This is a genomic window from Streptomyces sp. NBC_00102, from assembly GCF_026343115.1.
In the GTDB taxonomy this organism is placed as follows: Bacteria; Actinomycetota; Actinomycetes; order Streptomycetales; family Streptomycetaceae; genus Streptomyces.
On sequence record NZ_JAPEMC010000009.1, the window covers coordinates 1 to 13098 of the forward strand.

Annotated in this window: 10 protein-coding genes; 8 read left to right on the forward strand and 2 right to left on the reverse strand. The window is 67.5% G+C overall.

The genetic code is table 11. The annotated features are described in order from the left end of the window. Positions 1 to 369 precede the first annotated feature (369 nt). Together OHA55_RS36190 and OHA55_RS36195 are read right to left on the reverse strand one after the other, a co-directional pair. Entirely contained in the window at positions 370 to 1290 is a 921-nt protein-coding gene (locus tag OHA55_RS36190; protein ID WP_266712611.1) for an IS3 family transposase, read from the reverse strand. After that, entirely contained in the window at positions 1278 to 1568 is a 291-nt protein-coding gene (locus tag OHA55_RS36195; RefSeq protein ID WP_266712609.1) for a transposase, read from the reverse strand. The genes OHA55_RS36190 and OHA55_RS36195 overlap by 13 nt, the downstream gene beginning before the upstream one ends. A 203-nt stretch (positions 1569 to 1771) precedes the next feature. Between OHA55_RS36195 and OHA55_RS36200 the strand changes: the two genes are divergently transcribed. The 8 genes from OHA55_RS36200 to OHA55_RS36235 all read left to right on the forward strand — a co-directional run bounded on the left by OHA55_RS36200 (position 1772) and on the right by OHA55_RS36235 (position 13061). Then, on the forward strand, positions 1772 to 2389 hold the full coding sequence (locus OHA55_RS36200) for a helix-turn-helix domain-containing protein (protein WP_266712607.1): 618 nt from the start codon (positions 1772 to 1774) through the stop codon (positions 2387 to 2389). After that, positions 2389 to 4563: a hypothetical protein gene (locus OHA55_RS36205; RefSeq protein ID WP_266712605.1), complete on the forward strand. Its 2175-nt coding sequence runs from the start codon at positions 2389 to 2391 to the stop codon at positions 4561 to 4563. The genes OHA55_RS36200 and OHA55_RS36205 overlap by 1 nt, the downstream gene beginning before the upstream one ends. Then, a complete protein-coding gene (locus tag OHA55_RS36210) occupies positions 4563 to 5279 on the forward strand; it encodes a helix-turn-helix domain containing protein (RefSeq protein WP_266712603.1) in 717 nt (238 codons plus the stop codon). The genes OHA55_RS36205 and OHA55_RS36210 overlap by 1 nt, the downstream gene beginning before the upstream one ends. A gap of 255 nt (positions 5280 to 5534) precedes the next feature. After that, entirely contained in the window at positions 5535 to 5732 is a 198-nt protein-coding gene (locus OHA55_RS36215) for a hypothetical protein (RefSeq protein ID WP_266712601.1), read from the forward strand. 592 nt (positions 5733 to 6324) lie between these two features. Beyond that, complete coding sequence (locus OHA55_RS36220; protein ID WP_266712599.1) at positions 6325 to 7743, forward strand: hypothetical protein; 1419 nt, start codon at positions 6325 to 6327, stop codon at positions 7741 to 7743. Next, entirely contained in the window at positions 7740 to 8540 is an 801-nt protein-coding gene (locus OHA55_RS36225) for a hypothetical protein (protein WP_266712597.1), read from the forward strand. The genes OHA55_RS36220 and OHA55_RS36225 overlap by 4 nt, the downstream gene beginning before the upstream one ends. Before the next feature lie 3 nt (positions 8541 to 8543). Further along, complete coding sequence (locus OHA55_RS36230; RefSeq protein WP_266712595.1) at positions 8544 to 11429, forward strand: hypothetical protein; 2886 nt, start codon at positions 8544 to 8546, stop codon at positions 11427 to 11429. 27 nt (positions 11430 to 11456) lie between these two features. After that, a complete protein-coding gene (locus OHA55_RS36235; RefSeq protein WP_266713995.1) occupies positions 11457 to 13061 on the forward strand; it encodes a hypothetical protein in 1605 nt (534 codons plus the stop codon). The last annotated feature ends 37 nt before the right edge of the window (positions 13062 to 13098 follow it).

The following is a 13098-nucleotide window of genomic DNA, read 5'->3' on the forward strand; positions in this document are numbered from 1 at the left end:
TGGTGACATCTGCGTGGTGGCGTTACGTGACCTGGCTACTGGACAGACTGGCGGTACTTCCTAAGAAGGGCCGGCCGTGCGAGCGGCGAGATGCTCGGTGCAACCAGGACCAATAGACGTTCCAGCGCAGGGCTGACCATGTCCATGCGAGACATGACCAGGACGGTCAAGAGAAGCGAAGCCGATCCGCCAGGACTGCGCTGAGCCGCCGCTCCGCAGAACGACGACGCGGTGGGCCCGAGCCTGGCCAGCCCGCGGACGACCAAGCAGGCGAAGCGCGGTGAAGTCCTTCGGCTCATGAGGCTCCGCGCCGCATGGTACGCCGGGGGATTGTCCGAGTGTCAATCCCCTCGAACTGTGGAGCCCTTCCTATGCAGCCAGCCCCTCGGTGAGGTCGGCCCAGTATTCGCGTTCGTAGTCGATCGGACTCTTGAAATCGCACACGCTGTGTAGCCGACGAGGGTTGTAGAAGTCGGTGATCCAGGTGGCGATCCTGATCCGGGCCTCGGCCCGGGTGGCGAAGGTGCGCCGGTGGACGTATTCGACCTTGAGGACGCTGTTGAACGCCTCGCTCACCGCGTTGTCGAAGCACGATCCCACGCGCCCCATGGACCGGAAGACGCCCAGCCTGCGGCAGGCACGGCCGAACTTCCGGGACGTGTATTCCGAGCCGCGGTCGCTGTGGAAGATCACTCCGCGCACGTCACCGCCCCGGGTGGTCCCGGCCATGTTCAGCGCGGCCACCACCAGGTCCGCGTCATGGTGGGCACCCGTCGCGTATCCGAGCAGGCGCCTTGAGAACAGGTCGATGACCGTCGCGAGGTAGATCTTGCCCTCACCGGTGACGATCTCCGTCATATCGCCGACCCAGACGAGGTCGGGCTCCTCAGCCGTGAAATCGCGCTTCACGTGATCCGGGGCAGCGGGCCGCTTTCCCTGTCTGGTCAAGCCCTTGCGGTGTTTCACCACGCGGGCGACCAGGCCGAGTTCGGCCATCAGTTTGGCGACGGTGTTCACGGAGACGTGCCAGCCCTTGCGGACCAGCAGAATGAAGATCTTCGGTGATCCGTAGGTGCCACCGGACTCCTTGAAGATCTCTCTGATCTCCTTGGTCAGCTGCTGTCGTCGCAGCTCACGCCCGGTGGGCTTACGGTTCCGCCACTTGTAGAACCACGACTCGCTCACGCCCAGCGCGCGGCAGGAGACGGTATGCGGAATGTTGTGCCCGGTCCTCTGGTCGCTGATCACCCCGGCCACGACGGCCGGGTCCGCGGCAGCTACTTCACCCACAGGACCATGCAGCGTTTGAGGACATCACGCTCCATACCGAGCTCCTTGTTGTCCTTTTTCAACTGTGCGACCTCCCGCCGCAACCGGGCGAGCTCCTCGGCCTCACTCTCACCCCGGCCGTTGCCGGCACGCTTGGCCCGCGAGACCCAGCTCGCCAGCGTCGTCTCGTTGATCCCCAAGTCCTGCGCGACCTCAGGGACCGCCTTCCCGGTCTCCGTCACGATCCGTACAGCCCCCTCACGAAACTCAGCCGTGAACACCCGACGCTTCTCCGCCATGACTCTCAACTTCCCCTGCAGTCACGGACTCCACGCTATGAGGGGAGACTCAGAGTACGGCTTTCCGACGGTGCCTCCCTGTCGTGAAGGCGCACGCCGCCAAAACGCGGTCGGACGTGAGCCTTTGACGCTCCTTGGCGCACTCGATATCGTGCATGTCGGATCAGATATCTGAGTAGACTTGACAAGGGAGGTGAGGTGCGATGCTGCTGACGACAGGGCAAGCGGCCGCCGAGCTTGGCATGGCCATCACCACCTTCCGTCGCCTCGTGCACGCTCGCCTGATTCCCGGACTGACCAACAGGGGGGTGCGGGTGATGGTCCCCCTGGAAGCCGTCCAGGCTCTGAGCACACGGCGTACCGCTCCCTTGGATGCCCTCACAGCATCGGAGATCGCCGTACTGCGCGTGGAAGCAGACCGGCAGACACGTGAGGCGGACGCCAAGAACCCCGAGCGGACCGGGTACTCAGCCACTTTGCAGACCGAGGAGATACAGAGGGCAATGCGGGGCTGGTGGCGTTGCGACGCTCCCAGCGTTGCGGCGGGCGGTGTCCTGCCCGTCACCGTCTCCGGATTCGTGGTCGCCGTTCTGACCGGTCTGGATCGGTGGGAGAGCAACGGACGGGGCCGTCACGCCTTCCCCGGCGCTGTCCTGGCCGGATACGTCACCGATCTCGTGCGCCCTGCCATCCACCTCACCGCATCCGTGGCCGCGGACCGCCAAACCGCCGAACTGCTCCTCGGATCCCGCCTGCCCTCTCATTCCGGCGGCCCGATCGCCTACGTATCAACCCGCAACGCCGACTTCGAGGGACCGTGATGGACGCCAAGGCCTACAACGCCGCCCTTGCCGACCTGCGCAAGGACCGCGACGAAATCAAGCACGCGAAGGCGGCCCTGGCCAAGCTCGAGGCGGCACGGGACAAGAAGATCCGTGCACTGGCCGCCCATGACAAAGCGAACGCGGAGCGGATCGCTCCTGCGGCCGGCCTGAGCCTTGCCGACATCGTCCACATCGCCCCAGCCCTCACCCCCAAGAGCCTCGCCGCCGGAGCTCCCGCACCCGACGCACAGGCACCGCAGCCCGACCAACCTGCCGGCACCGCGCCTCTCGCCTCCAGGAGCGCTGCACCGGCGCCTGGCAATCAGCCTGCCCCTCTCGTAGCAGCAGAGCAGCCCGGCCCGCCCGAGACGCACGTGCCTGCCCAGGCCGTGATCGCCCCCACCGCTCATCCCGGCCCTGCTGCACCCGGACCCGCCGCTGCAGCAGCGCCCGTCCCCGAGGCCGCCCCGGCGCGCGAGCTGCCGTCGATCCCTGAAGGCCCCGAGGGTGGCCGGTGGTTCACCCACACCCCGAACCTAGTTTCCACTCACCCGAACTTCACCCAGCAGGCCCGCTCGACCGTCTTCCTCGACACCATCACCGGGGTCCTGGTCCACCGTGACCAGACCCTGCGCCTGACCCTGCCCGACGTGGCGGCCGCCACGATCCTCCAAGCCGTCTTCCACGCCGCCCCGGAAGGCACCGAGCGGATCTTCATCACCGCCGGAGACCCCTGGCACCACCAGGCCGACCAGCACCCCTTCCTCAAGGACGCCGTCGCCGCCTGGCTGAACGCCCCCGTCACCGGGTGGCGGACCGACACCGGACGCGGCAAAGACAAGATGGCCGGGCACTTCGTCCACCCCCGCAACCCCGTCGGCCGCTACCAGAGCGACAACGGCCAGCACCACGTCGAGATCCGCTCGGTGGGGGAGTGGTTCGACCCCGAAGGCGCCGACCCCGCGATCGTCCGCGACGCGTTCGTCCTTCTCTGGAAGGCTCTGCGCACCCACTGGAGCGACGCCGTCTTGATGGGCTCCCCGTCCCAGACCGGCCGCGACCTGTGGACCCGCACCATCCCCGCCCGTGGCCAGCACGCCGACGGCTACCCGGTCCTGTCCGAGGAACTCCGCGGACTGCTCCACGCCACCGCCGGCCAGGGCCGTACCGAACTCATCACCCCGCCCCAGGTACCGGACAAGCTGCCCGCCCTCGCCGAGTACGACCGCACCTTCGCCTACGCCAAGCACACCTGGAAATCACCCGTCGGCACCCCCAAGCGGATCACCGCCGCCACCTTCGCCTCCTGGAGCGAGAAGGACCAGATCAAGGCCCTCTACGGCTGCGGCCACTGGCACGTCCGCGTCACCGTCCCCGACACCTGGAACCACGTCGGCATCCTCCCCGCCCCCGCTCCCGGCGACCGTGCCTGGCACTATCCTGCCAAGCCCTGCACCACCTTCACCACCTGGGCCGGCGGACCCGAGATCCACACCGCGCTCGCCAACCCGATCCAGCCCTGGCACATCGAGATCCTCGACGGCCTGCTGTGGGACGACGGCAAACCGCTCGATGACTGGTCGAAAAAGCTCAAGGAAGCCTGGTCCGCCCTCGCCGCCGAGGCCGGCCTCCACGGCGACCCCGCACAGCGCCAGGCCGCCCGCCTCGCCTCCCGCGCCGTCCGCTCTCTTCTCCTCTACGGCATCGGCTCCTTCGCCCAGCGCCCCCGCATGGTCACCGGCACCACCCCCCGCACCCACGAGCGCGACGTCCCCGCCGACGCCGAGATCGTCGGCTTCACCGACGAACAGATCACCTGGCAGCGGCCCACCGGCTTTACCCGCGACCCCAACGCCCACCCCGAATGGGCCGCCACGATCTGGTCCGGCGCCCGCGCTGCCCTGCTCTCCCAGCGCCACCGCGACGACAACACCTACGCCGGAGCCCTCCACACCCCGCCCGGCAGCGTCGTCGCCTTCCGCACCGACGCCGTCTACCTCACCCAACCCCAGGCCTGGCCCTACCACGGCCAACCCGGCGACTACCTCCACAAGGGCCACCTCACCGGCCCCCTGACCGCACCTACCACCGAGGATGAACTCCTCACCCTTCGCGACGCCGGCCGAGCCGCCCTCCAGAAGACGGCAGCCGCCACACCCAGGGAGGCCTGATGCCCCCGCGCACCCGCCGCCCCGCCACCGATCCGGAACTGAACGAGGCTGCCCAACTCGCCGACCAGTTCCAGGCCGCCGGCTTCACCAAGCGCGACATCGCCCGCATCATCGGACGGGACCCCTCCCTGGTCTCCCAGTTCTACACACGCCACAAAGGAGCCGCCTTCGTCCCCGCCCTCACCCACGCCTTGGCCGCCGTCCAGACTGCTGGCATCACCGACACTTCTGAACTCGCCGCCCTCGCAGCCCCTCACATCACCCGTCGCACCACCAGCTCCGGCGCCCGCGCCCGGGTTCGGACCAAAGCCGTCCTCATCACCCCCGCCGGAACCGGTACCGGCCGGGCCGGTGCCCAAGCCATCGCCTCCGGCGCCACGCGCCTACGCCCCCTGATCGCCGAAGCTGCCCGCCAACACCTCCGCCTCGCCTTCACCGTCCGCATGCCCAAGACCGGCTACACCCTTGCTTCGGGCAGCCGAACCGACTCCCCCGGCATCCGCCGCGACGTTGTCCAACGGGCCGACCACACAGAGGAGCGCTCCTACGGATCCGCTGTCACGGGAGGCTTTGATGCCGCCGACTTCGCCCGCCGCGTCGATGCAGCAGGCGGCGACGTCACTGGCGCCGTCCATAGCTGGCTCCTCGAAAACGGCCGCATTCACGAAGACGCCCACATCACGCACCTCGAAGTTCGAACCTGGCGCCCTCGCTGACTGCTCACCCCTAGAAGAGTGGGCCGGATGTCTCCGAGTGGTCATTCGCGATCAGGCAACGTATGACGTCAGGCGGGCGGGCTGCGTGCACGAGGGGATGCGGCTCGGCGGGTCAGAGCCAGTGGTCTCCCAGGTGGCCCACCGGATGCTTGCACAGTCCTTTCTTGCTTGCTGCGGGACATTCGTCCAGCCCGAGCCCGCGGGGTGATGCAGAGGCAGCGGGCAGCGCTCGCATGAGGGTCCGAGAGTCAGTCCATGGCCGGCCGCCTGCCACCAGAGCCAGTGCGTGGTGACGGGCAACTGCCCTTCAAGAACGAGGACATCCACGAGAGCGACGTGCCGGCAGGGGTGATACGCGGCCAGGTCGCATCTGAAGTACCCCTCACCGTCCAGAATCCCTTCAGCGCCCTGCGCGGCGAGCCGGTCAAGTTCGCCGGTGCTCAAAGTCAGTGATGCCGTGCACGTCATGGTCCGCAGAATGACACCCGGTACTGCGCGCGGCGAACGGCTGAACTGCTTCTGCAGGGTGCACTGCTGCGCAGGGATACACCGGCACCATATGTGTCCGGTGTGCGGGCGATGTCGGGCAGTGTCATGTCAAAGCACTGTCGACTCAGGCGAGTTCGCTTCGAGTAGGCGCCCTGCGCGCCAGGTGGGGGCGGGCACTTCGTGCGTCGTGCCAGCCCTGCCGTCTGAGCGCCACGACCATCCCCACATGCACGCAGCTTCCTCGCATGCACCCGCATGGCATCTACGTCGCCCTCGCCGATCTTCCACGACGGGCCAGGGAAAGACCGGCCGCTGCCTAGCGGCCGGAGTGGTGAGGGTAGTGGTGACCAGGGACGTTCTGCTTGGATCTCGGCCACCTTGACTGTCGGCTTTAGCCAAACGCGGCGCGTTGTCAGTGCTCCCCCTTACCGTTTGGAGGGTGGCTGAAGGACATGCGAACTTAGACACTGGATTCGCCCAGCGCATCAAAGCGTTGGCGTGCACTGCGCCCCTACACGACCTGGACGCCCGTAAGCCATCTGTTCAGTCGGCTGACTTGACTGCCTACCAGATGAGCGAGCTTGCGCTGCACGCGATCGATCTGGTGACTCTCGCGATGGATTTCGACGCCGGCGCTTCTCCGGAGCGGACCGTTGAAGATCTGTCCCGCTACGCCGCTGATCAGGCGCCGGACCGCTCTGCAACTGAGCACGAGCACGCCGCTGGGTGGGTGCTTGAGAACCTCCTCAACGTGGGATCGGCTGATCGAGGCTTCCGCGCGGTCTACGGGATGACGGGTACCGACGGGCGGTACGAGCGGCGTGATTTCGACTTCCGCCTTCTCGAGGAGGTTCCGGGAGCCGACGGCGGGATCTACCTGCGTGCTTCGAATGAAGCGGTCAACGTTCTTGTCGGTGCGCTGGAGGTTGACATCGAGTCGGCGCAGATCGCCGCGGATGTACGGCTGGAGACGCTGATTCGGCGTGGTCGGCTCTCAGACGCGCAAGCTGCTGCTCAGGCCGCGCGGTACCGGACGATCCAGTACGGCGAGATGCTGCGTCAGCGGCTCGAAGCCACGAGCCGCGACGTGCGTACGGTGGACTGGCTGACCGCCATGCCGACGTTCATCGCGGAGGCGCTTGAGCACATCGAGGCCCGCTGCCGGGCGGAGAACGCTATCTTGGTGAACATCACAGAGGCGCGTGACACCGCCGATACCCCTGTGCGCAAGCAGCAGGCTGCTGCGCTTGTGGGGATCGTTCGCGATTGCCTGCGACGTCACGAGCAGCTCCAGGCAGCACTTCAGAACGCCGGTCGGCGCTTTCGGGCTGAGCAGGACCGGCAGACGTTCGCACCGCAGCCCATGCGGGCGGACCTCGACCTCCACGCTCAGCTCCTGCAGCCGGCGCTCGCGTTGCCGGTGTGCGACGCCGACGGGGTGCTCGCCGCTTACTTCACGCGGGTCGTCGGACTGGCCGTGCGCCCGGCGTTGCGTTTGGCTGACCTCTTTACCCTGCTGGTGACTCCTCCGGCGGTCCGCGAGGTGCTGGGCAGCGAGATCGAGGAGCCGGAGTTGTCGGAGGCGGCAGAGGTACCTCGCTTCCCGGAGGAGTGCTACGAGCACCTGGAGTGGCTGCTGGACCTCGACGTGGAGGCACCGCGGCGTCTGTCCGGGCTGCTGGAGGAAGCTCGCGATCTGCATCCTGAGCTGCCGCTGCTCGTGGTGGTGCGGGTGCTCGCCCTCGCAGCGCAAGAGATCGGCCCGGCCGTCCGGCACGGCGCGTCTTCGGTGCTTCTCGCTGTGGACGACGGTGCCGTGCTGAGTGATCCTGAGTTTGCTGGCGCCGATCTCATCGTTGCCCGAGCCGGATTGACCACTCCCGCCGATGGCGACGGCGCAGGGCCTGAAGGGGCAGTTATGGGAGCCCTCTCCCGAGATCTGATGCCTGCAGGGCGGGAAAGGGGGGCTGCATGAGCGCCGCCGACACCGCCGCCGAAGCCTCCCGCCTCGTCGGTTTCGGCCTACGGCCCAAACTCGTCCCCTCCCGCGACGACGAATACAGGCGGCTGGTGCGGCGCTTTCGGAGCGACGACGAGTTCGCCACCGTCACTGCCGCCGTTGCCCGAGGACTGGACCTGGTCATCCTCGAGGTCACCGAGCGGACGGGCGTGGTCGTCGCTTCCACTGAGGAAAGCGTCTTCGCCATCCGGATGACCGACTATGCGCGTCGGACCGGCGGCGATGGGAAAGCACACGAGCGGGTGCTGCACGCACTGGCCCACCTGGGCGCCGCCACCCTCGCATTCCCACGCCCGGCAGACCTCGCCGACGAAACCTACCTCGGCCGGATCACCGCACAGGGAGTCGAAGCTTTCGTGCGCCAGGCCTCCACCGCTCTGGCCGAAACCGCCACGGCCGAAGGAGCGGACACCGACCCATCCAGCGACCGACCGGGCCTGGAGGCGGTGTGGAGGGTCTATACGCGCCGCGCCCAAACCGGGGCGACCGGCGATGGACGCAAACTCCATACCTCGACGACCGGCATCGTCAGCAAGGCCCTTGCCTTCCTCGCCGACCAAGGCCTGCTGGTACGCACCGGCGACGCGCGAGGCGGCACCTACCGAACGACGCCGCGCTACCGGGCACAAGTCCGGGAAGCCGGCGCGATCATGTTCGACGAGCTCCTGGCGCTCGGCATCACAGAGATCACTGATGGGACAGGCACGCTGACCGCCGTCGAATGGTCGCCCGACGGCATCGCCAAGCTGTAGGGGATGACTGTGTACGAACTCAACCGCGTCCGCATGTTCGGCGTCGGCCCGCGCGGTGCCCGTTTCACCGACGTCACCTTGAATCTCGCCGATGTGGGTGAGCCCATCGGCGGGGGGACGCTGTTCGACGCGCCTCCGCGCCGCCCCAGCCCCTATAGCCTCCTCCTTCTGGAAAACGGCGGAGGCAAGAGCGTCCTGCTCAAACTGCTCTTCTCTGTCATCCTGCCTGGGAAACGCAACACCCTCGGCGGCGCGTCCGAAGTACTGGAAAAGTTCGTCGTGGGCGAGGACGCGGGACACGTCGTACTGGAGTGGATGCACGTCAAAACCGGCGAACGCATCGTCACCGGAAAGACCTACCAGTGGCGACGCAAGCGCACCAGCGACGGCCGCAAGCTGGGTGAGGCATGGTGGTCGCTGCGCCCCAACGCCGCCGTCGAAGTGTCCACGCTCCCTTTCACCGCCGACGGCCGCCGCCTACGACTGGGCCACTTCCAGGAGGCGCTGGAGGAGATCGACCGCAACCACCCAGCCACCCAGCTGGCCTGGATCGGATCCCATCAAGGGGAGTGGCTCGACCATCTGCGCAGCCTGCGCATCGAACCCGAGCTGTTCGCCATCCAGCGCCAGATGAACGCCGACGAAGGGGAAGCGGCCAGCGCATTCAAATTCAAGAGCAGCAAGGAATTCGTCGACTGGCTCCTCACGATCGTCATGGACCCCGCCGACGCCGTCAGCGTGGCGGACAACTTCGACAGCTACGCCACCACCGTCGGCGACCGATCCGCGATGTTGATGGAGCGCGACTTCGCCGAAGGCACCGTAGCGGCGCTGCACCCCGTCGGCGCAGCGCACACCACGGCGATGCAGACGCGAGCCACACTGCAGCGCACGGAGCAAGACATCCACGCATTCAGCGCCCAAGTCGCAGCGCGCCACAACGCTGAACAGACTGCCGCCAGACGGCTGACCGGCGAGCACGCTGCAGCAGTAACCCAAGCAAGCGCATCCGAAACCGACCGCGACCGAACGCGCGACGTCGTCAACGAAATCCGCCGTCAGATTTTTGCCCTAGAACTCGCCGCCGCGGAGGAACAGCAAGACGCAGCGCAGCTTGCACAAGCAGCGATCGAGCTCGAACTGGCTGGCTGGACGGCGTCCGAGATGGTCGAAGCCCGTGACCAATCGGTTGCTCACGCACGCGCGCTCGAGCGCCAGATCGCCGACGCCGAGGAGACCGCGCGACCCGCTCTGGCCGCACGCGACGCGGCCGCGGCCCAGCTGCTGGCGAAACTCCACAACGCGGCAGCCCATGACCATGGGCAGGCACGAAAGCTCAATCAGGAAGCTGAGGAGTGCAAGCTGACCGCCAAGAAGGCGGACGAGCAGCGCACTGCCGCGCTGCGGGACGAGGAGAAGGCCCGCAGCGCACAGCAGTCAGCCCTGGCCGAAGTCAGCGAGACAGCCCGCGCAGTAGCCCAGGCCATCTCCGACGGTCTCATGCCGGCTGGCTCAGACGTGCCCGCCGCGGCCCAGGAAGCCCACGCGAAAGCAGCCCTCCTCGAAGACACGCTCGCTGCTACAGAACGCAAGGCCGCAGAGGTCGCACGGAAGCTCAAGGACGCTCAAATCCGCGCCAGCGAAGCCGCCGGGGCGCTGCTGGACAAAGAGCGCGAACAGCAGCCGATAGCACAACAGTTGCAGGATCTGACCGCCCGCGCTTCGCGACTGGCCGCCTATGAAGTCCTCGCCGCCGCCCTAGCAGTAGACCGTATCGACACGGCGACCCTCGACGCATCGGCGGAAGCACTCGCTGGCCAGCTCGCCGAAGACATCGGCACACGTGAAGAACGGCTGGACGGCCTACGCGCTGTACAGAACGGCGACCACCGTGTTCTCACCGCGCTAGGCGACGGCGGCCTGCTGCCGGCCAGACCTGAGGTCGAGGTCGCCGTCGAGGTTCTGCGGGACTCAGGCGTCGCCGCCCACACAGGCTGGCGCTACCTGGCACAAAATGCCTCCGCCAGCGAACGCATCACCCTCATCGCGACACATCCAGAACTCGCCGACGGAATCGTGCTCGTCGACGCAACGCAGCTTCCCCAGGCCCGCACCGCCATCGCAGCGGCAAACCTGCTGCCCGCAGCCGCGATTGCCGTCGGCACCGGTGTGCAGCTGCTCACCGCAACTGATCTGACCTCAGCCCGCTTCGTGCTCGAGACCAACCCGGCCATGTTCGACGAGGAAGCCGCCGAAGCGCGCCGGGCGGAGCTGCGCGAGGACATGAAACGCCGCGGCCAGGAGATCGCGACACTCGCCACGGCGTTGCACCGCAGCCGCGAAGTCGCCGCCGAACTCGGTGCCTGGCGCAAAGCCTGCCCATCCGGCCGTCTTACCGAGCTGACGGAGCAACTCCTGGCCGCAGACGCCGCCGTCGCCACAGCGAAAGAGCAGGCGCAGGCAGCAACCGCAGACGTGGAAACCTGGGCAGAGCGCGACGCCGTCTACCCCGCTCAACTCGCCCAGCTGCGCACACAGGAGCGGGCCGCCGCAGACACAGCAGGCGCTCTCGAACGGCTCACGGCCAAGGTGGAGCGTGCTGCCGAAGCACAGCGGCGAGCCGGCGAGGCTGAGCAGGCCATGGAAACGGCTCGCCGTATCGTGGGAGAGGCAGCCGAGACCCGGGAACAGAAGCTGACACAGGTCGAAGAGGCCGTGCGGGCGGCAGAGAACGCCCGAGACCGCGCCGAGCGCCACCTCGTCGCGGCATCCGAGGTCGTCACCGCCAGTGGCGCCATCGCTCCAACCGTCCCGAGCCAAAGTCTGCTGGCCCTCCAACAGGCCTACGAAGCCGCAGCCGACGTCTACCGCAGCCTCGAAGTCGGCTAAGACCTCCGAGCAGAGGCAGACCGGGCCATGACCGAAGCCGCCCGACGCCGCACCGACCTTGAACGAATCCCACCCGAGGCGACCGCTGAAGCCGAACGACTGCTCACCACACCCGCCGGCGCCGACCGCGCCAGCCGGCAGGCCGAAATCGCACGGGCGAACCGAGACAAGCAGCGGCTGACTACGACCATCAGCACTGCGAACGAACGCGTCGGACAACTCCGCAGCGACCTGCGCACCGCTAGCCCCGCCGACCGCGACCGCAACGTGTGGATCGTTCTCCCCGAGACACGCCGCCCTGCCTCCGTCGAGCAGGGACGCCAGCTTTTGGAAACAGCCCAGGCCGAGCAGCGTGCTGCCCAAGACGCCCTCGAAATCGCCACGCGGAACGTTGCAGGCCTGCAACGCCACATGCAGCAGGCAAGCGAAGCTGCCCGCAGCTTCCGTGAAGTGCTCCAGCCTGTACAAGCGACCCTTGACGACACCTCCGGTCCTCAGGGAGCACGGCCGACGACGACGCAACTGGGCCCCGACACCGTCGAGCCCTACCAGCAGTCAGCGGAGAGCGCCCGCGATCAATCTGACCGGATGCGACGCGATCTGCGTGAAGCCCGCGCCGCCGCCAGCGACGCCACCCACGCCCTCAATGGACTCGTCGACGGAGCGGTCCGCTTCGTCGGTGACATCCGGTTCGAAAAGACAACGAACGTCGCCAGGCGGGCCATCATCAGCCTGGGACGAGAACAACTGGGCGCCCGTGCCACAGAATTCGCCGATCAGCTCGCGCAGCGGCTCGCCACACTGAACACGGATCTGGACAACGCCGGCAAGCATCGCAAACTCATCGTCGAGCGACTGGCCGCGCTCACTGATGGGGCGCTCAAGACCCTACGGACTGCAACACGCCTGTCCCGACTGCCCTCCGGGCTCGGTGACTGGGAAGGCAAAGAGTTCCTCCGCATCCGCTTCACCGATCCTGACCCCAGCCTGCTCGCCGCCCGCATCGGCGAACTCGTTGACGAGATCGCCGCCTCCACAGCAGCCCGCCAGATCGGAGCCCGCGGCAGCGCCCCCAAACGGGACGGCATCGCACTCCTCCTGCGCTCCGCCGAAGCCGCCGTTCCCAAAGGCTTCAGCGTCGAAGTACTGAAGCCAGACTCCGTCCTGCGCGACGAGCGAGTCCCGGTCGAGCAGATGAACACAGTGTTCTCCGGAGGACAGGAACTCACGGCCGCGATCATCCTGTACTGCACCATGGCTGCGTTGCGAGCCAACGAACGAGGCCAGATGCGCAACCGTCACTCCGGCGTACTGTTCCTCGACAACCCGATCGGCAAGGCGAGCGCCTCCTACCTCCTCGACCTGCAGCAGGGCGTGGCCTCAGCCCTGGGCGTCCAACTGGTATACACCACCGGACTGTCCGACGACCGCGCCCTGGCAGCGTTCCCGCTATGGATCCGGATGCGAAACGACGCCGATCTACGAGCGGGACTCAAGCACATCCGAGTGGCCGACACTGTCCGCGCCCAAATGCCACATCCCTTCGAAGACGTCGAAACCGCGACCCCCGGCGCAGCACCGGGAACAGTCACCGCAGCCCGGGTCTACCGCCGGCCCACAGAGACGCCATGAACCCCTCCACCTCAGCCAACGCCACACTGTCCCCACG

Excerpts from the sequence above, each read along its gene's own strand:
- OHA55_RS36195 (WP_266712609.1), bottom strand. The coding sequence starts at position 1,568 with ATGGCGGAGAAGCGTCGGGTGTTCACGGCTGAGTTTCGTGAGGGGGCT.
- OHA55_RS36200 (WP_266712607.1), top strand. The coding sequence starts at position 1,772 with ATGCTGCTGACGACAGGGCAAGCGGCCGCCGAGCTTGGCATGGCCATC.
- OHA55_RS36205 (WP_266712605.1), top strand. The coding sequence starts at position 2,389 with ATGGACGCCAAGGCCTACAACGCCGCCCTTGCCGACCTGCGCAAGGAC.
- OHA55_RS36210 (WP_266712603.1), top strand. The coding sequence starts at position 4,563 with ATGCCCCCGCGCACCCGCCGCCCCGCCACCGATCCGGAACTGAACGAG.
- OHA55_RS36215 (WP_266712601.1), top strand. The coding sequence starts at position 5,535 with ATGGCCGGCCGCCTGCCACCAGAGCCAGTGCGTGGTGACGGGCAACTG.
- OHA55_RS36225 (WP_266712597.1), top strand. The coding sequence starts at position 7,740 with ATGAGCGCCGCCGACACCGCCGCCGAAGCCTCCCGCCTCGTCGGTTTC.
- OHA55_RS36230 (WP_266712595.1), top strand. The coding sequence starts at position 8,544 with ATGACTGTGTACGAACTCAACCGCGTCCGCATGTTCGGCGTCGGCCCG.
- OHA55_RS36235 (WP_266713995.1), top strand. The coding sequence starts at position 11,457 with ATGACCGAAGCCGCCCGACGCCGCACCGACCTTGAACGAATCCCACCC.